Source organism: Phocaeicola dorei (genome assembly GCF_013009555.1).
GTDB classification, from domain to species: domain Bacteria; phylum Bacteroidota; class Bacteroidia; order Bacteroidales; family Bacteroidaceae; genus Phocaeicola; species Phocaeicola dorei.
On record NZ_CP046176.1, the window covers coordinates 843,215 to 865,779 of the forward strand.

Below are 22,565 nucleotides of genomic sequence, written 5' to 3' on the forward strand. Positions count from 1 at the left end.
TCATTGGTTTTGTTAATAACTCAACGGCGGCAAAGATAGAAATTTTCATTCAATTCTATTCTATTTTTAGCACTGGGTTGTAGAACATTAAGATAATTTTCTTTTCTGGCGAGGGGTAGTTCCGGCAAAGAGTTGTATCTTTACGCTCCGAGAAAAAGAGTGGAAAAATATGAAGAGAGAAAAACCGTTGATATTGCTGTCAAATGATGACGGCGTGGAAGCTAAGGGATTGAATGAGTTGATACGTGGGTTGCGTGGAGTGGGTGAAATGATCGTAATGGCGCCGGATGGTCCTCGTTCGGGAGCTTCGGGGGCGATCACTTCCGAACATCCTGTGCGGTATTACAAGGTACGTGAAGAGGAGGACTTGACTGTGTATAAATGTACGGGTACACCGGTAGATTGTGTGAAACTGGCATTGCATACAGTTGTTCCCCGTCGTCCCGATGTGGTGATAGGTGGAATAAACCACGGTGATAATTCTTCAGTGAATGTGCATTATTCCGGTACGATGGGGGTAGTGATTGAAGGGTGCCTGAAGGGGATTTCTTCTATCGGATATTCATTATGTAATCATTTTGCGGATGCTGATTTCTCTTCATCGCTGCCTTATATACGCCGTATTACTGAGCAGGTCCTGGAGCATGGCTTGCCTTTGGGTATTTGCTTGAATGTGAACTTTCCGGATACGGCTTCTTTGAAAGGGGTACGCATCTGCCGTCAGACGAATGGGGCTTGGATTAATGAATGGAAGCGTAGTCTGCATCCTCGGGGTGGAGAGTATTTCTGGCTGACCGGAGAGTTTGATAACTATGAACCGGAAGCGGAAGATTCGGACCACTGGGCATTAGGGCATGGGTATGTGGCGGTAACTCCTACCCAAATTGATGTGACCGCTTATGGGATGATGAATGAGTTGAAAAACTGGAATCTGGAAGTATGAAATACTATTTGATAGTAGGCGAGGCATCAGGCGATTTGCACGCATCTAATTTGATGTGTGCCTTGATACAGGAAGATCCGGAAGCAGAATTCCGTTTCTTTGGCGGGGACTTGATGACGGCTGTTGGTGGAACGCGGGTGAAGCATTACAAAGAACTGGCTTATATGGGTTTTATCCCGGTGTTGTTGCATTTGCGTACTATCTTTCGGAATATGAAAGAATGTAAGCAGGACATTGTTCGTTGGGCTCCTGATGTAGTGATTCTGGTGGATTATCCTGGCTTTAACCTGAAAATAGCCGAGTTTATAAAGAAGCAGACGCAAATACCTGTCTACTATTATATTTCTCCTAAAATATGGGCTTGGAAAGAGTATAGGATTAAAAATATCAAGCGGGATGTGGACGAATTGTTTTCTATCCTGCCTTTTGAGATTGAGTTTTTTGCCGGACATCAGTACCCTGTTCATTATGTGGGTAATCCTTGTGTAGATGCAGTGGATGCTTATTGTAAGAAACATCCGGATGGGTTTCCGGAATTTGTGGCGGATAATGGTTTGTCCGAAAAGCCTGTTATCGCATTGTTGGCGGGCAGCCGGAAACAGGAAATCAAAGACAACCTACCGATGATGCTGGAGGCTGCTGCTCCGTTTACCAAAGATTATCAATTGGTGTTGGCAGGGGCTCCGGGGATGGACCCTGCCTATTATGCGGGTTATATAAATCCGAATGTACCGGTTAAAATCATTTTCGGACAGACTTACAGGCTGTTGCAGCACGCGCAGGCGGCATTGGTGACTTCGGGTACTGCAACTTTGGAAACAGCTCTTTTCCGTGTTCCTCAAGTGGTGTGTTACTATACTCCGGTAGGGACGTTTATCGCTTTTCTTCGCCGGCATATTCTAAAAGTGAAATATATTTCGTTGGTTAATCTGGTAGCCGATAAGGAAGTGGTGCGTGAACTGGTAGCCGATACGATGACGGTAGATAATGTACGTTCGGAGTTGGAAGCTCTTCTATATAATAAGGTATATAGGAATAAGATGTTGGAAGAGTATGATCGTATAATTCAAATTTTAGGTCCGGCAGGAGCTTCGGAGGCAGCGGCACGCAAGATGGTGGCCTTACTGAAGAAATAAACTTTTCACGCTGTTTTTTTGTTCTTTCGGGTAAATAACCTAAACCCCGGAAAATATGAAATATTCTTTTTCATCGATGTTAGGGGCGGTACTTCTTTTTAGCGGAGTATTCGCCTTTTCAGCTTGTGGCAATGACGAAAGTTATCCCGATAGTACAGTAACTATAGCTATGGCTACAGTAGAAAAGCAACCTCAGTATGACGCTCCTTATTTTATATTGGATAATGGAGAGAAATTGTGGGTGGTACAGAATGCTGTACCTTACCGGGATTTGAAGACGGGAGAGCGTATCTTTGGAAGTTATACCTTTCTGGAAGCTGGTGAGAGTGGTTTTGTCTATGATATCCGTTTGAATGACTATGCCATGGTACCTGTTCAAGATATTATCGGACTGAATCCTGATAATATGGATAGTATAGGAAATATGAAAGTGCAGATTAAAAATATATGGTTTTCCAATGAGTATATGAATGTGCGTTTTATGCTGAATTTTCCCAATCCCCAAAGGCCTATTCTCAATCTGGTTGTCAATGAGATGATTCCTTTGGTAAATGACGGGTATGCGCATTTGGAACTCCGCTATAACAATAATGGCAGCCAAGGACGGTTGGTACCTGGTCTGGTTTCTTTCAAATTAGGAAGTTACTCACCGGAAAACAGTGAATTAAAAGGATTAAAGGTGCTGGTACGTCCTGTAGGCGGTGAAGAAAAAACATATATCTTCTTTTACCCGCTTACTGACAAGAGTACGCCTGATTTTAATCTTTTGGATCTGGCGGAATTAAAATAAAGAAACTACATACAAATAGACTACTGCTGCAGGGATAGCGAGGATTGCGCTGTCGAAACGATCGAGCATTCCACCATGTCCCGGCAAAATATTACCCGAATCTTTGATACCTAAACGGCGCTTCAATAAAGATTCCGTCAAATCACCCCATGTACCGAATATTACTACTGTTAATGCTAGTCCAATCCATACCCCGGTGGACATGAAGGGAAAGAAATGAGCCAGTATGAAGGAGGATATGATGCAGAATACACTGCCACCGATAGAACCTTCCCACGATTTTTTAGGGGAAATACGCTCGAACAGTTTGTGTTTGCCAAACAGCATCCCCGTGCAATAAGCCCCCGTATCATTCACCCAGTTAAAAATAAAAATAGATAGTGGGAGAATAGCATTGTATTGTGAAATACTCGCTGTTTCGTCCGAGTGGAAAGCCAATACATTCAACAAAGCAAATGGCAGAGCGATGTACATTTGGCTTAGCATGGCGTATGCCCAGTTGTTCAGAGGATTTTCTTTTTTCAAATAAAGTTCGCTGACCATCAGGTAGATGAATAAAGCCAGATAAGGAATAAATATACCTGTTTGTGAAGGATCTATTCCAAAATAAAAAAAGCACAGGAAAAGAAAAATTCCGCTGAGAATACATATGCGTTTATTTACTTGTATTCCTTCTACATGATTGACCAAATTACAGAATTCATTGATAGCCAATGCGCTGATAATGGCAAATAGGATACCGAAAGAAACAGCCCCACCCACTATGCAGCCTATCAGTACTGCAACGAAAATAATTCCGGTTATGGCACGTTGTAAGAAATTGCTTTTCACGGTCGTTAGTCTTAAGTGATTCAAAAATCAAAATAGAAGATCTGTTGTTTAATCATTCTGAGTGATAATGAAGAACCCGTATCTGGATTACTACAGACTCTTTATATCATTCAGAATGACATGATTATGATTGACAGATCTTTCTACAATGTTATGCTTCTTTTTTTTCTTTTTCCTTTTCCTCAGAATCTGAAGATTTCTTCTCTTCAAAATCTTCGGTTACTTCTACTGGTTTTACTGTAGCTTCTAAAGCCATAATTTCTTCTGAACGTGAGGTCCAGGGACGTTTGCCAAAAATGCGTTCCACGTCTTCGGCGAAAATTACTTCTTTTTCAACCAACAGACGGGCCAGCTCGTTGTGACCATCTTTATGTTCGGACAATATTGCCTTTGCCCGATCATATTGTTCGTTGATCATTCTTTTCACTTCTTCGTCAATCAGTTCGGCTGTACGTTCGCTGTAAGGCTTGCTGAAAGAGTATTCATCGTTGCTGTAATAACATAAGTTGGGTAACTTTTCACTCATTCCGGCGTAAGCAATCATTCCATATGATTGTTTTGTCACACGTTCCAAATCATTCATGGCACCGGTTGAAATATGTCCGGTGAACAGCTCTTCGGCTGCACGTCCCCCTAAAGTGGCACACATTTCATCCAGCATTTGTTCTTTGGTTGTGATCTGCCGTTCTTCGGGCAAATACCATGCGGCTCCCAATGCGCGTCCACGGGGAACAATGGTTACCTTAATCAAAGGATTGGCATGTTCCAAAAACCAAGACAGCGTAGCGTGACCGGCTTCGTGTAAAGCAATAGTACGCTTTTCTTCGGCAGTCATGATTTTGGTTTTCTTTTCCAAACCACCGATAATACGGTCTACAGCATCTAGAAAATCTTGTTTCCCAACCGCATTCTTACCATGGCGGGCGGCGATCAGTGCTGCTTCATTACATACATTGGCAATATCTGCCCCACTGAATCCCGGAGTTTGACGGGCGAGCAAATCCAGATCGACACTTTCATCCAGCTTTAAGGGCTTCAAATGTACTCCAAATACTTCTTTACGTTCGTTTAAGTCGGGTAAGTCAACATGAATCTGGCGGTCAAAACGACCAGCACGCAATAATGCTTTATCCAATATATCCGCACGGTTGGTAGCGGCCAAAATGATCACACCGCTATTTGAACCAAAACCATCCATTTCTGTCAATAATTGGTTTAATGTATTTTCGCGTTCATCATTTCCACCCATGCTTGGATTTTTGCCACGGGCACGTCCTACTGCGTCAATTTCATCAATGAATATAATACAAGGAGCTTTCTCTTTCGCCTGGCGGAACAAGTCACGTACACGGGATGCACCTACTCCAACGAACATTTCCACAAAGTCGGAACCCGAAAGCGAAAAGAAAGGTACATCTGCTTCACCGGCAACAGCTTTTGCCAGCAAAGTCTTACCGGTTCCCGGAGGGCCTACCAGTAAAGCGCCTTTAGGTATCTTACCTCCCAACTCCGTGTATTTCTGAGGTTGTTTCAGAAACTCTACAATTTCTTCCACTTCTTGTTTAGCTTCCGCTTGTCCGGCTACATCTTTAAAAGTAATCCGGTTAGTCTTGTCTCCTTTTTCGTATACCTGAGCTTTGCTTTTGCCTACGTTGAACGGATTGGCGCCTCCGGCCCCTGCTCCGCCGCTCATGCGACGCATGGCAAACATCCAGATACCGATCAATAGTAAAAACGGAGCGATATTCCAAAATAATGCGCCGAAGTAGTCGCGTTTCTTTTCATAACTGATAGATCCGGTAAAGTGACCTTCTTCCTGTGCCTTTTCCATGAATTTATCCAATGACTCCATGGAACCTATTTCTACGTTCAATGCTGGGTTACGCCCTACTTTTTTATAGTCATTTTTAAATACATCTTTAACAAATTCCGGTTTAATGTACATTTCTACCGTATTGTCATCGTATGCAATTATTTTATTGGCATATCCCTTGTTTATCATATCTTTAAACTCGGTATATGTTATTTGTTTGTCAATTCCTCCTTCTTGATTGGAAAAATAGAGGATGGCAAAACTCATGGCAATGATAACATACAGCCAACTCAAATTGAAGCGTGGCATGTTTATCTTTGGTCTATTATTGGTATTTTCACTCATTTTGATTCTGTATTGGATTAGTCTAGATCAGGAATTTGGGTCAGTTTGGCATCTGCCCATAAATGTTCCAGATTATAAAAATTTCTTGTTTCCGGCAAAAAGACATGTACCAGTACATCGCTGTAGTCCATTGCAACCCATTCTGCGTTTCTCAGTCCGTCTATTCCCGTAGGCTTGTCATCTATTTCTTTATGTACATATTCCTTGACTGAGTCAACGATAGCTATAACTTGACTTGGGGAATTACCTTGACAGATTACGAAATAGCTGCAAATGGTATCATCAATGGCGGTGAGGTCCGCTATTACAATGTTTTTACCTTTCTTTTCTTGAATGCCTTCTGTTATTTTTTTTACTAAAGTCTCTGCTTCGTTCATTATAATGTTATTAACAACTGATTATTCTAATATATGTATTTACAACAATGCACAAAGATACTTGGTTTTCTCATTCTAGCGAAAAAATGTGCATTAAATATATTCGGTTTTTGTTTTTTTTAGTTAGAGAATCTTTTTATTGTTATGTTAAGCCTAGAGTGAAGATACACGGTCAAGAAGGATAAGGAAGGCTGGAAAAGAAAGCAAATGGAGAAAAAAGAATCTTGATTAGAAAAAAAAGCTTCAAAAATTTGTGGATTAAATAAAAAACCGTATCTTTGCAGCGTCAAAATCAAAACGGGCGTTTTGATAGGAAAATTGGGATATGGTGTAATGGTAACACAACAGATTCTGGTCCTGTTTTTCCAGGTTCGAATCCTGGTATCCCAACACATAAACCACTTATTAAAGACAAAGTTCTTCTAAAATTGCAATTTTAGAAGAATTTTTTTCATTTTGGGCTAGCTATCTTAAAAATAGACCAATCAAAATTGGTGTCAACTCTCTATTTTTCCGTAAGACTCATGAAAAAAGCGGGGCAGTCCGAAAACAATGCAACGCCAATCCGGGAGTAATTCGGGGTTTTGCTTTCTCTCAATTGTTCTATTTGTCTTTTTTAGTAGGCCATGAAAACACGCAGGATGAAAAAGGTGCAAAAAATCAGTAGTACGTTAGTAAAAAAAGAGTCTAACGCATTTGCATTAAACTCTTTTTATAACTGTTTTTATTCGTCTTTCATTGATTGGTCGATCACCTCTATTTTTTTTAAGATCAATTCTAGGTCTGCCTTGAGTTTTTCCACTTTACGATTCATTTCCGTAACCAAACTGCTACCTTTTTTGGAAGAACTGGTCAAGAAGCCCAAATTGTTCTCGTATGTTTGAATTTCATTCTTCATGTTTTCGTAAGCACGAACCAGTTTTTCGCGTTCACGATAAAGGTTGCCTTCCTTACTGATGCTTGATTTAAAGTTACTTAATTTTTTCTGTGATGCGGAAAGATTCAACTTGTCAAACAACTTATCAATGACACCATGATATTGCTTGTATAATTTATCTTTCTCTTTAAACGGTACATGACCGATGCTATTCCATTCTTTCATTAATTCTCGAATGGTGTTTCCGGCATCTTCTTCCGGTGTTTCCTGTGCGTCAATTGTATTTAACTTTTCAATGATCGCCTTTTTCTGAACCATGTTTTCCTGTTCAACTGAGCGTTGTGAAGAAGTCGCCTTGTTCTTTTGCTCGAAGAAATAATCACATGCGGCAATGAATCGTTTCCATACGGCATCCGAATACTTTTTAGGTACAGGACCAATTGTTTTCCATTCCTTTTGTAATTTGCTTAGAATATCAGCAGTTGCTTTCCAGTCTGTGCTTTCTTTTAGTGCTTCTGCTTTTTCACATAATGCTTTCTTCTTTTCCAGATTACCTGCCATACTTTCCTTGATGGACTTGAAGAACTCGGCTTTGCGTTTGAAAAATTCATCACAAGCGGCACGGAAACGTTCGAATATCTTCACGTTCATTTTTTGAGGTGCGTAACCAATTGTTTTCCATTTGGCTTGCAAAGCAATGATTTCCTGAGTTTTGTTTTCCCAGTCTTGGAAGGTAGTGAACGTATCGTATTCCATCGCTTCCACAATTTCACAGATTACGGTCTTTTCATCCAAGTTACGTTGCTCTTTTTCTTTTAAGGCTTCGAAATGTTGCTGGTGACGACGGTTTACGGCTGTAGAGGCGGTTTTGAACCGGGTCCAGATATCTTCGCGCAATTCTTTTGCAACAGGACCCGTATTCCGGAATTCCTGATGTAACTTTTGTAATTGATGGAAAGCGGAAATCACATCTTCTTCATCAGCCAATTTCTCTGCGGCTTCACAAAGATGAGTCTTTATTTCAAGGTTCTTTTTAAAATCATACTCACGGAATTCGTTGTTCAACTTTATCAAGTCATAGAACTTTTCTGCATAGTGCTGATAATTTTTCCAGAGTTCATTGACTTTGGCAGCCGGCACCTGTTTTATATCGTTCCATTCCTGTTGCAGTTTCTTGAATTCATTGTATGCTTTGTTGGCATCTTCGGGAGATTCGGCAAGTTCTTTCAAGCGGTCGATAATGGCGAGCTTTTTCACCAGGTTATCTTCTTTTTCTTTATCTTGTTCTGCTTGCATGGCGCTTCTTTTCTCTTTGATAGAGCTCATGATATCTTTGAAACGGCTTTCAGCATCGTCCGGTTGGGGAATAAATGCCTCAGGAGCACCTCCGCCATCAATAAATGCCTTACGGGCGGCTTCTTGCTCAGCCTTGTGCAGCTTGTAGAAGTTCTGTTTCAATAAATCCAACTCTTGTTTGTCTGCATTGCAGGCGTCTTCGTTGATTTCTTTTAAACGTTCGATGACCTCTTCTTTCGTTTGTTTAGGTACATACGTAGCGTTATTTTCTTCTGCAGTAGCGGAAGATGATACCAAAGTTTCAGATGTCTGTTCCACTGGAACTTCGGTTAAAGGGCGGATAGTTTCATTCGAGTCCATCGTATAGATTTTTAAAGTAAGCGTTTTTGTTATAACAACAATTTACAAATTAAAAGAAATAAATTAGAACTTCATACTGTTTTTCCCGATTTTTTTAGGAAAATCCTTAAAAGTGGAGAAAATAGGAGAATCAAGGGGGATAAATGCACTGCAGATTACATAGATTCATACAGATTCTCTTTTATTGTGATTCTTTGCCGGTTTCTGTGTGAATCTGTTTTTTCTCTGAATTTCAATCTATGTAATCTGTAGTGAAACGTGTCAGGATAGTAATACGGTGATGCCCATATAAAGCATCATACCTATAATGTCATTGGTGATGGATATGAACGGACCTGTAGCGATGGCCGGATCTATTTTTAGTTTTTCCAGTGTCATAGGAACCAGGGTCCCAAAGATGGAAGCGAACATGACTACTGCAAACAGGCTGAATGAAACCGAATAAGTCACGGTGGCACTTGCCCCGAAACGGATGAAATTATAGATATATACCAGCATAGAAATAATAGTAGCATTGATTACGGCCACTACAGATTCCTTTACTATTTGTTTCCAGGTGTTTTGGGCATCCAGCGAGCTGTTTGCCAGTCCTTGTACGATAAGTGCCGAGGACTGTGTTCCTACGTTACCGCCTGTTCCGCCGATAAGGGGGATATAGAGGGCCATTTCGGGATGTGCGGCAAAAGTACTGTCAAAGTTGCCCAGAATCATGGAGTTGCCTATTCCGCCTATCATGCCGATGAGCAGCCAGGGCAGACGGGCTGTAGTCTGGCGGAATACATTATCGTCTGTTTCCACGTCTTGTGACAAACCTGATGCCAGCTGGTAGTCGCGTTCAGCCTGTTCACGTACTTCGTCCATCACATCGTCTACCGTAATCCGTCCTACCAGGCGTCCGATACTGTCCACTACCGGAACGGCGACCAGGTCATATTTTTCAATGGTTTGTACCACTTCGTCTATAGGGGTATCTACATGGACGGATATCGGTTCTTTCCTCATCACGTGCTTCACTTTGGATACGGAAGGGCTGGTGATCATTTTCTTCAACGGGAACACACCGCGCAGCCGCTGGTCATCGTCTACTACATATACATAATAGATTTCGTCCATATCTTCCGCCTGGATGCGCATTTCCTTCAGACATTCGGGCATACTCCAGTTTTCGTTTACGATTACCATTTCGGTACCCATCAATCCACCGGCAGTGTCTTCGTCATATTTCAACAAATCGACAATGTCTCCGGCTTGTTCTATGTCTTCAATGTGTGAGAGGACTTCTTCTTGTTTGTCCTCGTCCATTTCACGGATAATGTCCACGGCATCATCCGAATCCATGTAGTCAACGAACCGTTTGGCGATTGTTTCAGAGGGAAGGATTTCCAGGAATTCCTTACGGGCGTCTTCGTCCATTTCGATAAGGACGTCGGCGGCAGTCTCATTGTCCAGTAACAGGTATATGAACCGTGCTTCTTCCGCATCCAGTTCATTGCACAGCTCTGCTATGTCGGCAGGATGTAGACCGGCAAGCAAGTCCTTAAGTTGCTCTGAGTCTTTTTGCTCGATCAGCTGCTCTACTTTTTCTAATTCCTCTTTATTCATCCTACTCTTCCGTTAATATAATAAATAGGTGTTATTCTTTCTTGTTTGTTCCTTTCCGGGCGATATCGTTACTGTAAACTATATCCGTTTTATTTTTCAGTGCCGCTTCCACTCTGTTAGTCAGTTCGATAAACTCTGATACAGACAACTGTTCCGGGCGTTTGTTGAAAATCAGGTCTGCGCTCAATGGATTCTCTTTGTCTAAAATGGAAGAAATAGAATTTCTCAAAGTTTTACGCCGTTGGTTGAATGTTGTTTTTACAATGAGCTTGAACAATTTTTCATTGCATCCCAGTTCCGTCGTTTCATTGCGTGTCATACGGATGACCGCACTTTTCACCTTGGGAGGCGGATTGAATACATGTTCGTGTACGGTGAACAGGTATTCTACTTTGTACCAGGCTTGTATCAGGATACTGAGAATGCCGTATGTCTTGCTTCCGGGACCGGCGGCAATGCGTTCGGCCACTTCTTTTTGGATCATTCCGGTACAACAGGGTATCAGGTCTTTGTAATCCAGCATTTTAAAGAATATCTGGCTGGATATATTATAAGGGTAGTTGCCGGTCAGAACAAAAGGTTTCCCGTCAAATAATTTTTCGAGGTTCAGTTTCAAAAAGTCGTCTTCAATGATATTATCTTCCAAGGCAGGAAAGTTCTCACGGAGATAGGTTACAGATTCATAGTCCAGTTCCACCACTTTTACCGCACGGTTTTTCTGCATAATAAACTGGGTTAGTACCCCCATCCCCGGTCCTACTTCCAAAATTGGCAAGTCAGGGCACACATCTACTGTATCGGCTATATCTTTTGCAATACTGAGATCTTTCAAGAAGTGTTGTCCTAGAAATTTTTTTGGCTTTACTAATCCCATTCCGTTATTTTTCTATCGTTTATAAATAGGTTTATTTCGCTAAGATAGTATCTTTGCATCGTGCAAAGGTAAACATTCTAAATTAATATACACAGATTTTGGAACGAACTCGATTAAAAAAGATTATAAATAAAGGTTTGCAGATTGCATTTCCGTTATTTTTGGGGGCTGCGATACTGATATGGATGTATCACGGATTCAATTTTTCCCGGGTATGGGAGGTCTTGGATGGAGGAATGAATTATTGGTGGATGTTAGTGTCATTAGTGTTTGGCGTGTTTAGTCATATTTTTCGTGGCTGGCGGTGGAAGCTTACGCTGGCTCCGTTGGGCGAGTATCCCAAAACATCCGATTGTGTGTATGCCATCTTTGTGTCTTATGCCGCCAACTTGGTTGTTCCCCGTGTAGGTGAGATTTCCCGTTGCGGGGTGTTGGCTAAATATGATGGTACATCTTTTTCCAAATCGCTGGGTACGGTGGTTGCGGAACGGTTGATTGATACGCTGTGTGTGTCGTTGATTACAGGGGTAACTCTTATAATGCAGGCAAGAGTGTTCGATACTTTTTTTAAAGAAACCGGCACGGATACCACGGTTTTGGCACAGGTCTTTACTTCGGGGCATTTCTATATTACTATCATCTGTGTGTTGGCTGTATTGGTACTGGCCTTTTTTCTGATCAGGAATGTGACGGTCTTTGCCAAAGTGAAAGGCATTCTCCATAATGTGTGGGTGGGTGTGCTGTCTTTGCGTCATGTAAAGCGGATGCCTCTGTTCATTCTTTATACCGTTGGCATTTGGACTTGCTATTTCCTGCAATTCTATGTTTCCTTCTTTTGTTTCGATTTTTCTGATGATTTAGGTGTGATGGCAGGATTGGTGATGTTTGCCGTAGGTAGCATTGCGGTAGTGGTTCCGACTCCTAATGGGGCGGGTCCGTGGCATTTTGCTGTCATAACGATGATGATGCTCTATGGAGTAGGAAAAGAAGATGCGGGAATTTTTGCCTTATTAGTGCATGGAATACAAACTTTTTTATTAATTTTGTTGGGTATATATGGATTAGCGGCTTTGCCGTTCACAAATAAAACTAAGAAGTTATGAGTACAATTCTCTCTCTCGCTCCGCAGAATGTGTGGAAGCATTTCTATTCATTGACTCAGGTTCCCCGTCCTTCGGGCTACTTGAAGAAGGTTCAAGAGTTCTTGCTGAACTTTGGAAAAAGTGTAGGCGTAGAGTCATTCCAGGATGAAGCCGGTAATATCATTTATCGCAAGCCTGCCACTCCGGGGATGGAAAACCGCAAGAAGGTGATTCTTCAGGCACACATGGACATGGTTCCTCAGAAGAATAACGATACAGTGCATGATTTTGAAAATGATCCTATCGAAACTTACATTGACGGAGATTGGGTGAAAGCTAAAGGCACGACTTTGGGAGCTGATGATGGTATGGGTGTTGCCGCTATCATGGCTATCATGGAAGATAAAACGCTGAAACATGGTCCGTTGGAGGCACTGATTACTGCCGACGAGGAAACAGGTATGTTTGGTGCGTTCGGCTTAAAGCCGGGAACGGTAGACGGTGATATTCTGTTGAATCTGGATTCGGAAGAAGAAGGAGAATTGTATATCGGTTGTGCAGGCGGAGAAGACCTGACAGCTGTGTTGGAATATAAAGAAGTGGAAACAGATCCGGCTGACATCGCTTTGAAAGTTACCTTGAAAGGGCTGCGCGGTGGTCATTCCGGATTGGAAATCAATGAAGGACGTGCCAATGCTAACAAGCTGATGGCTCGTTTCATGAATCAGGTGATAACTTACGATGAGGCTTGCCTGGTTTCCTGGCAAGGTGGCAATATGCGTAACGCGATTCCTCGTGAATGTGAAGTCGTTATTACAGTGCCGGCTGATGAAGAAGCGGACGTACTGGACTATGTGAAGGAGTGCGAAGAATTGTGGAATGAAGAGTATCATGTACACGAAACTCCGATCAGCTTCAAGGCAGAACGTGTGGAATTGCCGAAGATGATGGTTCCCGATGAAATCAAAGATAATCTGGTGGATGCCATTTATGCTTGTCAAAATGGGGTAATGCGTATGATTCCTACTATCCCCGATACTGTAGAAACCTCTTCTAATCTGGCTATTGTTTCTATAGGCGGTGGTAAGGCGGAGATTAAGATATTGGCCCGTAGCTCGCGTGACTCGATGAAGGATTATCTGAATACTGCATTGGAAAGCTGTTTCTCTATGGCAGGCATGGAAGTGACCCGTTCAGGTGGTTATTCAGGCTGGGAGCCCAATGTGGATTCTCCTATTCTGAAAGCGATGAAGGAGTCTTATCAGGCACAATTCGGTAAAGAACCTGCTGTGAAAGTGATTCATGCCGGTTTGGAATGCGGTATCATCGGTGCGGTAGTTCCCGGCTTGGATATGATTTCTTTCGGCCCTACCTTGCGTTCTCCTCACTCACCGGATGAACGCTGCTTTATTCCTTCTGTAGGTAAGTTCTATGATTTCGTAGTAGCTACGTTGGAAAATACGCCGGTAAAAGAATAGTCTTTAAGATCTTATAAAGATTTCGGGCGCGGACGATAGGGATTTCGTCCGCGCCTTTCTATTAATTAATATTCCACTTTGTCACTTTTCTCTGTCCATTGTTGGAATGCCTTTATTGCCTCTTCCGCCAAAAGAATTTCGGAGGGCAGCTTGCGTGCCGAAGGTTTCAGGCTTAACTCATCATAGATAAAAGAGTCATCAAAACCTATATTCTTGGCATCCGTCTTGTTGTTTGCATAATACATTTTATCCAGTCGTGCCCAGTAAATGGCTCCCAGGCACATAGGACACGGCTCACACGAAGTATAAATTTCACACCCACTCAGGTTGAATGTTCCCAGTTTGGTTGCCGCCGCACGGATGGCGCTGACTTCCGCATGGGCGGTAGGGTCGCATTGAGAAGTGACGCGATTGACTCCGGTCGCAATGATTTCACCATCTTTGGCAATTACAGCTCCAAAGGGTCCGCCGCCGTTTGCCACGTTCTCTATAGAAAGCTCAATGGCTTTCCGCATTAATTCTTCTTTCTTCATAGTGGTTCTATTTCTTTTTGTACAGAGCAAATATACAATATTTCCGGCTATATACTGCGGGAGTGGGCTTATTTTATTCGGAAGTTGCCGCTTCATGTGTACACTTGTCGGTTTCTGCTACCATTGAGGTGATTATCAGTGCCTCCGGGGACATTGCCCTGTTTTTTGTTTCAGAAGCTTCAGCCTCTCCGCAAAAGCCCGTCAATAGGGCGAAGCGGCTGAAGGATTGCCTTTGGAAATTTCTTCAGCCCGATTATGGAAGCTTCAGTTTTTGGCTGTTCGGGATGTGTCTGTGTGTAAGTTCATTTTTTTTAGTGCTTTTATGCCTGTTGGAAATGATGTTACTATTAGGAAGAGTTTGCTTTGTGCCGTAATGGCTTTATTGCTTCACCTTAGTGAAGCAGCCATTTCACACAGGTGACAACGGATCTTCACCAGAGTGGGATGGCGTGTTTACCTAGGTGATGGACGGAAAATACAAACTTATCCTGATGAAAGAGAATATGTTTCCGGTTGTGTCAGTTTGCTTATTTAGGGGTGCGATACGGTGACAAGTGCCTGGATATAGGACTTTTGAAGCATTGGGGAACCAGTCTGTGCGGAGTATGCATACTCCCAAAGGGTGCGGCTGAAGGATTTTTCTTCGGGCTGAAGCATTTTCTGGTGTAATTCTTCAGCCGGAATGCCCACTGGCAAAGGGTTTGCGGAGAGGCTGAAGCTTTTGAAGGAATTTTCCTTTCCTTTTTTCTTGTATCACAAATTTGCTGAATACTCCTGGTTTTCCGTAATGCGTCGGCCCGGGCTAATACTTTGCACCCTTTCGGGTATATTATACGAAAGAAACCAATAAATTATACCCATTAGGGTGTAATTATCGCTGGTTTTGCTATATTTGTACCCTAAAGGGTGTAATTATGAGTGATTCATTGTCATTGTTTGTAAAAGAAATGCGTAAGCGGTTCGGACTTACGCAAGTAGATTTGGCAGCTAAGGCGGGAGTGGGACTTCGCTTTGTGCGCGAGTTGGAGCAAGGAAAGCAGACTTTGCGGATAGACAAGGTAAACCAGGTGCTTGCCCTCTTCGGACATGAAGTAGGGGCTGTGCCCTTAGGAAAGGAGCATAGCGCATGAGAAGGGGAAAAATATACTTGAATGATATCTATGCAGGGTTGTTGACGGAAGATGAGAATGGTTTCACCTTTGCCTATGATGCCGGATTCTTGCGTTCCGGCAAGGCGGAAGCCGTCAGTCTGACACTGCCACTGACGGACAAACCCTATCACGACACCGTCTTGTTCCCGTTCTTTGACGGCCTGATACCCGAAGGATGGTTGCTGAACATTGCCGAAAACAGTTGGAAGATAAACCGGCGCGACCGTATGTCGCTGTTGCTGGCCTGTTGCAAGGATTGCATCGGGGCAGTAAGTGTAGTAGAGGATGAACCTGATAAACCGGAAACATGATGGAAAGGTGTTTGTATTGTTATAAGGAACTGAAGGAAGGACAGGTGGACTATCATCCGGCTTGTGCCCGGAAACTTTTCGGTACTCGTCAGGCGCCTCAGTTGCCTTACGTACGGAGTGAAATAGGTGAACTGGCCAAACAGGTAGTGAGGGCACAGATTACGCTGACAGGTGTGCAGGCCAAATTGTCGCTCGATGTGAATCCCGGCGGAAAGAACGAGCCGGACCGTTTTACTATTGTGGGCTTGTGGGGAAAGTTTATTTTAAAGCCCCAGACTGATTTTTACCGGGCATTACCTGAGCTGGAGGATTTGACCATGCACATGGCGGAAGCAGCCAAAATAGCGGTGGTTCCCCACGGGTTGGTGCGTTTTGCCGATGGCGAATTGGGATACATCACCCGGCGCATAGACCGTCGCCCGGATGGTGGAAAGATTGCCATGGAGGACATGTGCCAGTTGACGGAACGTCTCACCGAATACAAATATAAGGGCTCGTATGAGCAGATAGCCAAGACTATCAAGAAGTATTCTGCAGTGCCGCAGCTTGATCTGGTGAATTTCTGGGAAGTGGTGGTGTTCTCGTGGATTGTGGGAAACTCGGATATGCACTTGAAGAACTTTTCATTGTATGACACGGGGATGGGCTATAGTCTGACGCCTGCATACGATTTGCTGTCCACGGTTATTGTCATGCCCGAGGATACGGAGGAACTGGCATTGACTCTTAATGGGAAAAAAAGGAAAATATGGAGAAGCGATTTCGAGAAGTCGATAATCGCATCGGGGGTCAGTGGCAAGGTAATAGAGAACATCGCCCGGAAATTCCGACGTTCCATCATTAAATGGATGGAACTGATAGATGTTTCCTTCCTGCCCGAAGACATGAAGAAACCCTATAAAAGACTGGTGCTGCAACGTCTGCTTTGGCTGCGCTGAAAGATCTTTCCTTTTCTGTTTTAGTTATTTTAATTAAAACGTATGCAGTCTTTAAACATCTATTTCGTTTCTTTGTTACAGAAGACTTAGTATGAACTAAAAGATTGTAGATATGAAAATTCGTTATTTATCTTTGATAGTGTTACTGGTAATGAGCGTATTTGCTCCTATACAGGCACAAACCTATGACAATTTGTGGAAAGAACTGGAGGTGTTGGAACGAAAGGATCTGCCCCAATCGGTCATTTCCAAAGCAATGAAAATCTACGATAAAGCAAAAGCGGAACAGAATGTACCGCAAATGATGAAAGCCTATCTCACTGCCATGCAGTACCGTTCCCTTTTAACTCCCGATAGCTTGAAGGTAGATATGAATGGTTTGGAACAATGGGCTTCCCAAACCGGCAGTGTGGAAGACAAAGCTATATTGTATTCCATTCTGGGTGAAATGGCCATGTCTGCCGACGTAAAAAAGGGATTGGGCTATTTGCAGGCCTCTCTCAAGGATAAAGACCGGTTATTGCTTGTCCCGGTCGAGAAATTGAGATCTATGGTGAGAGTGGGAGAGGCTAGTAAACGGTATTTTCGTGATAATCTGTACAACTTGTTGGCACGTCGTGCCATACAAATCATGCAGCAGTACAGGTGGCAGGCGGCTGCTAAAGCAAATCAGACAAACAGTCTGCCTGCGGATATGACGGATATGGATAAGTTTGTTACTTATCAGTTTGTTCCTGTCTCTGATTGTGACTTGACAGCAGCTGTCATGCAGGCTTATCAGTCCTTGCTGAAAGCATATGATACGGAAACGGAGCGCGAGGGTTGGTTGCTGACCGCTGTGGATGCATTGAATTACCTGTACCGCAATTTTTCCGGAAACTTCTCGAATGACGTATGCCAACAGGAACTCCGGAAGTGGATTCATACTTATCCGGCTGTGAAAACAGTCCCTGAAGCTTATCTGGCTTTGGCACAATTCCTACAGTATCAAAATAATCAGGTAGAGCGCTTGCGGATAGTTCGTGAAGGAATAGCCGGATACCCCCGTTACGAAGGTATCAACCAACTGAAGAATATAGAAAAGGAAATTCTGAATGCAAGCCTTTCACTGGAAATAGCTACGGCTTATCCTGGTGAACAGCAGTCGGTGAAAGTAAATTATAAAAACCTTATCGGCATCACTTTGCAGTTATATAAGGTGAATTTACCCGTTACCTCTGCCGTATTGCAGAACAGAACCACCCATTTTGAAAGTAAATATGCCTGTTTGCAACGCGAGGAGCATTTTTCTTTGAAACCTACTACAGATTATTTGAATATCGATACCACCCTGACCATACAGGCTCCTCAAGCGGGAATTTATTTCTTAAAGGCAGTGCCCGATGGGAAGAAGGGCGTTTCGGACGGAACATTAATGAATGTCACCGCTTTAAAGACCATTTATCGTCCTCTGCCGGATGGTACGTTGGAACTGGTGGTGGTAAATGCAGTGAGCGGACAGCCTGTTTCTGAGGCGGAAGTAACCATTTATACGGAGAAGGGAGGAGGCTATTCTCCTCAACAGACCTATCAGGCGGATAAACAGGGTACTTTGAAACTGGATTTCCTGAATAGTAACAAATACTGGTATAATGCACATACGGCGGCTGATAATGCGATGCCCATCTTGAATCTTTGGAAAAACGATTATTACTATAAAGAGAGCAAGAAAAAAGAAGTTTTGCAATTATTTACCGACCGATCCATTTACCGTCCCGGTCAAACCGTATATGTATCCGGCTTGGCTTATGAAATGGAAAAGGATTCTACGCGTGTGCTTGCGGATAAAAAATATACGGTATCCCTATATGATGCGAATAATAATGAAACAGGAAAAGTAGAAGTATGGACGAATGGTTTTGGTTCGTTCAGCGGACAATTTGTTTTGCCCTCTCCTTGCCTGACCGGTTATTTTAGCTTGCGTGCGGCCGATACTTCTGTCAGTTTTAAGGTAGAAGAATATAAATGTCCCACCTTTGATGTCACGTTTGAACCCGTGAAAGTGGAGTATCAAGTGGGTGACTCTATAGAAGTGGCGGGTATGGCAAAGACTTTTGCCGGTGCGCCTGTGCAGAATGCCAGGGTACACTATAATATATCCCGTTCCTATGCTTGGTTCTGGCGGTTTATGGGCAGAGGTTCAGCCCGTTGGGAGGGAGAGGCAATGACCGATGCGGATGGTAAGTTCACCGTTCCGGTGCATTTTGAAATAGACTCGGACAGGAGAGAATCTCCGTTGTGGTATTATACGTACAACATACAGGCGGATGTGACGGATGGTGCAGGTGAGACACAGCAAGCTAATTTGTCATTGCCTTTAGGAAGCACTTCAATGGTGCTGAATATGGATAATCTGCCCGATAATTGGGTTAAAGAAAAGAAGTTGGAAATAAAACTGACAGCCATGAATCTTTCGGGTGAGCCGGTAGATACTCCGGTTACTTATCAGGTAGTCGAGATGGAGAAGCAGAAAGACGGTCAGGAAAAAGAAGGCAGAAAGGTATTGACCGGTACGGTGGAAGCTAACAAAAGTTTTATTCCTGAGGCTATTTATGCCCTGCCTTCCGGTAATTATCGTTTGAAGCTTTCGGCTAAGGATACACAAGGCAGAGAGTGTACGGCATCTAAGAATTTCCTTTTGTTCTCATTGAACGACAAGCGTCCGCCTTTCGTGATAACGGATTGGTTCTATCAGGATGGTCTGGAATTTGATGCAGCATCTCCAGCTACTATATATATAGGTAGCAGCGAAAAGAATGTCTATCTGCTTTATGATGTGTTTGCAGGCAATAAGCGCTTGGAAAGCAAACGTATACAGCTTTCGGACTCGGTGATCAGTTTCCGCTTCCCTTATAAGAAGGAATATGGTGACGGCATTCTGGTAAGTATGGCATTTGTGAAAGACGGCAGACTTTACAGTCATAATGCACGGATTATGAAACCGGCCCCTGAGAAGAAGTTGCAGCTGAAATGGACTACGTTCCGTGACAAACTCCGTCCGGGACAGCAAGAGGAATGGAAACTGACGGTACTTTATCCGGATGGACGTCCGGCTGAGGCTGAAATGCTGGCTACCATGTATGATGCTTCTCTGGATAAAATCTATAGTGCACATAAGCTGGACTTTGGAGTGGACTTTCATTATGTGGTTCCTTTGACTTATTGGAATACATCCTATATGCGGAATGCTTATTTGTATGTTGATTTCCCGTTGAAGAGGTTCCGTGCGGTTCCTTTGGAATATAGTGAATTGATCATTCCATCTACAGGAAGAATGGAGGCTGTGGTGGTAGGTTACGGAGGCAGTCCTCGTGCCACTCTTACAGGAGCTTTGAAGATTAGAGGCAGGAGTGCCGCAAATGCTGTGATGAACCAGGAGGCTGTTACTGATATGGTGCTCCAGGAAGAAATGGTAGAGACGTCTGCACAGGAAAAGGCAGAAATGGGCAGTTCTGAAGAACTGGCAGAAACAGGTGATATACAGATACGTGAAAACTTTGCGGAAACGGCATTCTTTTATCCACAGCTCCGCACCAATGAAACAGGTGAAGTCAGTATTTCCTTTGTATTGCCCGAGAGCCTTACCCGATGGAAGTTTATGGGCTTGGCACATACCCAGAATGTGGATTATGGAAAAATAGAAGCTACCGCTACTGCCAGCAAGGAATTTATGCTTCAACCTAATATGCCCCGTTTTGTCCGCGTGGGAGATAAAGCGAATATTGCCGCTTCACTGATGAATCTGTCGGACAAGGGGGTGAAAGGGACTGTCCGCATGGAATTGTTTAATCCGGAAACAGAAAAGGTATTCTATTCACAAAAACAGAAGTTCGATATGAAGGGAGGAGAAACCGGGCATGTGAACTTTGCTTTTGAAGTGAGTGACAAATATGCGGTAATGGCATGCCGGATGGTAGCGGATGGAGATACCTTCAGTGATGGAGAACAGCGTTACATTCCCGTTCTGACAGACAAACAGTGGGTGACGGAAACCGTTCCTCTGAACGTGAATGGGGAAGGTGTGCATACTTTCTCTTTGGAAAATCTGTTTAACAAGCATAGCAAAACGGCTTCCGAACAACGGTTGACCGTAGAATTTACTGCCCATCCGGCTTGGTATGCCGTGCAGGCTTTGCCTGTAGTGGCTAATCCTCAGAATGAAGATGCTCTTTCCTGGGCTACCGCTTATTATGCCCATTCATTGGCTGCATGTATAGTCAAAGAAAATCCCCGTATCAAGCAAGTCTTTGATAGCTGGAAGGCTCAAGGTGGTACAAAGGAGACTTTTATGAGCAATCTGCAAAAGAATCAGGAACTGAAAAATATCCTGCTGGCTGAAACTCCCTGGCTGACAGAAGCTACCAATGAAGCCGAACAAAAACAGCGTATCGCCACTTTGTTTGACCTGAATACAATGAACAGCGGACTGGCAGTTTCTGTAGAGAAACTGAGAGAATTGCAAAATGGAGATGGCGCATGGAGTTGGTATAAAGGTATGCAAGGCAGCCGCTATGTAACCACTCAGGTAATGGAAATGCTTGTCCGGCTGAATGCATTGACTCCTCAGGATGCTGACAGCCGGATGCAGCCTATGATTCAAAAAGGGTTCGAGTATTTAGGCAAGCAGGCTGCCGAAGAGTATAAGTCTATGAAAGAAGCTGAAAAGAAAGGGGCTGTCGGTATCCGTCCGTCAGAACAGGTTCTCAGGTATTTGTATATCTGCGCTTTGGATGGCAAGGCTCCGGTTGATGAAAAGGTGAACCGGTATTTCATAGACAAGTTGTCCGGTGAGGGAAAAGAACTGACGATTTATGGAAAGGCGTTGGGAGCTATCATCTTGCAGCAAGCCGGTAAGGTGGCAGAGGCCAAGTTGTTTATGCAGTCATTGATGGAGTATTCTGTTGTGACGGATGAAATGGGGCGTTACTTTGATACTCCTAAAGCCCGATATTCATGGTTCAGTTATAAAATTCCGACTGAAGTGGCTGCTATGGAAGCTATACAGCGTATAACAAAAGATACGAAAGCTATTGATGAAATGAAACGCTGGCTGTTGAAGCAGAAACAGACACAGACTTGGGAAACGCCGATAGCTACGGCTGATGCGGTGTATGTATTGATGGCTACAGGAACTTCGGATTTATTGGCAAATACAGGAGGAGTAGAGATTACTTTAGGTAAAGAAGTGATCCGGACTCCGGCAGATGATGCCATCGGTTATATCAAGAAGACGATGTCCGGTGATGTGATGAATATCAAGAAAATAAGGGTGGATAAAGAAGGAGCCGGAATGGGTTGGGGAGCCGTTTATGCCCAATATCTGGAAAGTATGGATCAAATTAGCGGGCAGGGAAACGGATTGTCTGTCAGCCGTCAATTATATAAAGGGGATGAGGCTTTGAATGAATCAGCTCCATTGAAAGTTGGCGATAAGATTACCGTTCGCCTGACTGTGAAGGCTGACCGTGATATGGATTTTGTTCAGATCAAGGATGACCGTGCAGCTTGTATGGAACCGTTACAGGCAGTTTCGGGATTTCGTTGGAGCAACGGGCTGGGATATTATCAGGCTACCAAAGATGCTTCGACCCAGTTCTTTATCGATCAGATGAGAAAAGGAACTTATGTGATAGAGTATCAGGTGTATGTGAACCGGACAGGAGAATATCAGGCTGGAATTGCAACTGTTCAGTCTGCTTATGCTCCGGAATTCGGAGGGCATACGGGAGGATATCGGGTGATGGTGGAATAGAGAAACAGGATGTCTGGAATTAGTTGTGTGATTTCAT

Annotated in this window: 16 protein-coding genes and 1 tRNA gene; 10 read left to right on the forward strand and 7 right to left on the reverse strand. The window is 43.4% G+C overall.

Annotated features, from left to right (window positions below):
- Positions 1-169 precede the first annotated feature (169 nt).
- Genes surE through GKD17_RS03245 form a run of 3 tightly spaced genes read left to right on the forward strand, consistent with a single transcriptional unit; the run spans position 170 to position 2,869 of the window.
- Entirely contained in the window at positions 170-943 is a 774-nt protein-coding gene (gene surE / locus GKD17_RS03235; RefSeq protein ID WP_007836273.1) for a 5'/3'-nucleotidase SurE, read from the forward strand.
- The gene (lpxB, locus tag GKD17_RS03240; protein WP_007836272.1) at positions 940-2,079 is read left to right on the forward strand and encodes a lipid-A-disaccharide synthase; all 1,140 of its coding nucleotides are present in this window, start codon (positions 940-942) and stop codon (positions 2,077-2,079) included. Before surE ends, lpxB begins: the two co-directional genes overlap by 4 nt.
- A gap of 55 nt (positions 2,080-2,134) precedes the next feature.
- Positions 2,135-2,869 (forward strand): NigD1/NigD2 family lipoprotein, encoded by a 735-nt coding sequence (locus GKD17_RS03245; protein WP_032936377.1) that lies wholly within the window; start codon positions 2,135-2,137, stop codon positions 2,867-2,869.
- On the opposite strand, the gene GKD17_RS03250 is transcribed toward GKD17_RS03245, so the two are convergent.
- The 3 genes from GKD17_RS03250 to rsfS all read right to left on the reverse strand — a co-directional run bounded on the left by GKD17_RS03250 (position 2,861) and on the right by rsfS (position 6,235).
- Complete coding sequence (locus GKD17_RS03250; protein ID WP_007836270.1) at positions 2,861-3,700, reverse strand: phosphatidate cytidylyltransferase; 840 nt, start codon at positions 3,698-3,700, stop codon at positions 2,861-2,863. The genes GKD17_RS03245 and GKD17_RS03250 overlap by 9 nt on opposite strands.
- A 151-nt stretch (positions 3,701-3,851) precedes the next feature.
- Positions 3,852-5,858, reverse strand: coding sequence for an ATP-dependent zinc metalloprotease FtsH (gene ftsH / locus GKD17_RS03255; RefSeq protein ID WP_007836269.1), 2,007 nt, complete (start codon positions 5,856-5,858; stop codon positions 3,852-3,854).
- 17 nt (positions 5,859-5,875) lie between these two features.
- Entirely contained in the window at positions 5,876-6,235 is a 360-nt protein-coding gene (gene rsfS / locus GKD17_RS03260) for a ribosome silencing factor (protein ID WP_007836264.1), read from the reverse strand.
- Between the two features lie 319 nt (positions 6,236-6,554).
- Here rsfS and GKD17_RS03265 point away from each other — a divergent pair.
- Positions 6,555-6,625 (forward strand) — tRNA-Gln (locus GKD17_RS03265).
- Between the two features lie 334 nt (positions 6,626-6,959).
- On the opposite strand, the gene GKD17_RS03270 is transcribed toward GKD17_RS03265, so the two are convergent.
- From GKD17_RS03270 to rsmA, 3 genes are all read right to left on the reverse strand, one after another.
- Positions 6,960-8,768, reverse strand: a complete 1,809-nt coding sequence (locus GKD17_RS03270) for a DUF349 domain-containing protein (protein ID WP_007836261.1) — start codon at positions 8,766-8,768, stop codon at positions 6,960-6,962.
- 261 nt (positions 8,769-9,029) lie between these two features.
- The gene (gene mgtE / locus GKD17_RS03275; protein WP_005845823.1) at positions 9,030-10,370 is read right to left on the reverse strand and encodes a magnesium transporter; all 1,341 of its coding nucleotides are present in this window, start codon (positions 10,368-10,370) and stop codon (positions 9,030-9,032) included.
- A gap of 31 nt (positions 10,371-10,401) precedes the next feature.
- Positions 10,402-11,244 (reverse strand): 16S rRNA (adenine(1518)-N(6)/adenine(1519)-N(6))-dimethyltransferase RsmA, encoded by an 843-nt coding sequence (gene rsmA / locus GKD17_RS03280; protein ID WP_007836259.1) that lies wholly within the window; start codon positions 11,242-11,244, stop codon positions 10,402-10,404.
- Positions 11,245-11,342: 98 nt separating this feature from the next.
- Here rsmA and GKD17_RS03285 point away from each other — a divergent pair, with 98 nt between their 5' ends.
- Together GKD17_RS03285 and GKD17_RS03290 are read left to right on the forward strand one after the other, a co-directional pair.
- Positions 11,343-12,347, forward strand: coding sequence for a lysylphosphatidylglycerol synthase transmembrane domain-containing protein (locus tag GKD17_RS03285; protein WP_007836258.1), 1,005 nt, complete (start codon positions 11,343-11,345; stop codon positions 12,345-12,347).
- A complete protein-coding gene (locus GKD17_RS03290; RefSeq protein WP_007836257.1) occupies positions 12,344-13,804 on the forward strand; it encodes an aminoacyl-histidine dipeptidase in 1,461 nt (486 codons plus the stop codon). The genes GKD17_RS03285 and GKD17_RS03290 overlap by 4 nt, the downstream gene beginning before the upstream one ends.
- A gap of 65 nt (positions 13,805-13,869) precedes the next feature.
- On the opposite strand, the gene GKD17_RS03295 is transcribed toward GKD17_RS03290, so the two are convergent.
- Entirely contained in the window at positions 13,870-14,337 is a 468-nt protein-coding gene (locus GKD17_RS03295) for a nucleoside deaminase (RefSeq protein ID WP_007840695.1), read from the reverse strand.
- Positions 14,338-15,251: 914 nt separating this feature from the next.
- On the opposite strand from GKD17_RS03295, the gene GKD17_RS03300 reads away from it, so the two are divergent.
- The 4 genes from GKD17_RS03300 to GKD17_RS03315 all read left to right on the forward strand — a co-directional run bounded on the left by GKD17_RS03300 (position 15,252) and on the right by GKD17_RS03315 (position 22,528).
- A complete protein-coding gene (locus GKD17_RS03300; protein WP_007836250.1) occupies positions 15,252-15,467 on the forward strand; it encodes a helix-turn-helix transcriptional regulator in 216 nt (71 codons plus the stop codon).
- A complete protein-coding gene (locus GKD17_RS03305; protein ID WP_007836249.1) occupies positions 15,464-15,799 on the forward strand; it encodes a HipA N-terminal domain-containing protein in 336 nt (111 codons plus the stop codon). The genes GKD17_RS03300 and GKD17_RS03305 overlap by 4 nt, the downstream gene beginning before the upstream one ends.
- Positions 15,799-16,737, forward strand: a complete 939-nt coding sequence (locus GKD17_RS03310; RefSeq protein WP_032936376.1) for a HipA domain-containing protein — start codon at positions 15,799-15,801, stop codon at positions 16,735-16,737. Before GKD17_RS03305 ends, GKD17_RS03310 begins: the two co-directional genes overlap by 1 nt.
- A 112-nt stretch (positions 16,738-16,849) precedes the next feature.
- Positions 16,850-22,528: an alpha-2-macroglobulin family protein gene (locus tag GKD17_RS03315; RefSeq protein ID WP_007836245.1), complete on the forward strand. Its 5,679-nt coding sequence runs from the start codon at positions 16,850-16,852 to the stop codon at positions 22,526-22,528.
- The last annotated feature ends 37 nt before the right edge of the window (positions 22,529-22,565 follow it).

Excerpts from the sequence above, each read along its gene's own strand:
- GKD17_RS03245 (WP_032936377.1), top strand. The coding sequence starts at position 2,135 with ATGAAATATTCTTTTTCATCGATGTTAGGGGCGGTACTTCTTTTTAGC.
- surE (WP_007836273.1), top strand. The coding sequence starts at position 170 with ATGAAGAGAGAAAAACCGTTGATATTGCTGTCAAATGATGACGGCGTG.
- rsmA (WP_007836259.1), bottom strand. The coding sequence starts at position 11,244 with ATGGGATTAGTAAAGCCAAAAAAATTTCTAGGACAACACTTCTTGAAA.
- ftsH (WP_007836269.1), bottom strand. The coding sequence starts at position 5,858 with ATGAGTGAAAATACCAATAATAGACCAAAGATAAACATGCCACGCTTC.
- GKD17_RS03270 (WP_007836261.1), bottom strand. The coding sequence starts at position 8,768 with ATGGACTCGAATGAAACTATCCGCCCTTTAACCGAAGTTCCAGTGGAA.
- rsfS (WP_007836264.1), bottom strand. The coding sequence starts at position 6,235 with ATGAACGAAGCAGAGACTTTAGTAAAAAAAATAACAGAAGGCATTCAA.
- GKD17_RS03305 (WP_007836249.1), top strand. The coding sequence starts at position 15,464 with ATGAGAAGGGGAAAAATATACTTGAATGATATCTATGCAGGGTTGTTG.
- mgtE (WP_005845823.1), bottom strand. The coding sequence starts at position 10,370 with ATGAATAAAGAGGAATTAGAAAAAGTAGAGCAGCTGATCGAGCAAAAA.
- GKD17_RS03295 (WP_007840695.1), bottom strand. The coding sequence starts at position 14,337 with ATGAAGAAAGAAGAATTAATGCGGAAAGCCATTGAGCTTTCTATAGAG.
- GKD17_RS03300 (WP_007836250.1), top strand. The coding sequence starts at position 15,252 with ATGAGTGATTCATTGTCATTGTTTGTAAAAGAAATGCGTAAGCGGTTC.
- lpxB (WP_007836272.1), top strand. The coding sequence starts at position 940 with ATGAAATACTATTTGATAGTAGGCGAGGCATCAGGCGATTTGCACGCA.
- GKD17_RS03310 (WP_032936376.1), top strand. The coding sequence starts at position 15,799 with ATGGAAAGGTGTTTGTATTGTTATAAGGAACTGAAGGAAGGACAGGTG.
- GKD17_RS03290 (WP_007836257.1), top strand. The coding sequence starts at position 12,344 with ATGAGTACAATTCTCTCTCTCGCTCCGCAGAATGTGTGGAAGCATTTC.
- GKD17_RS03315 (WP_007836245.1), top strand. The coding sequence starts at position 16,850 with ATGAAAATTCGTTATTTATCTTTGATAGTGTTACTGGTAATGAGCGTA.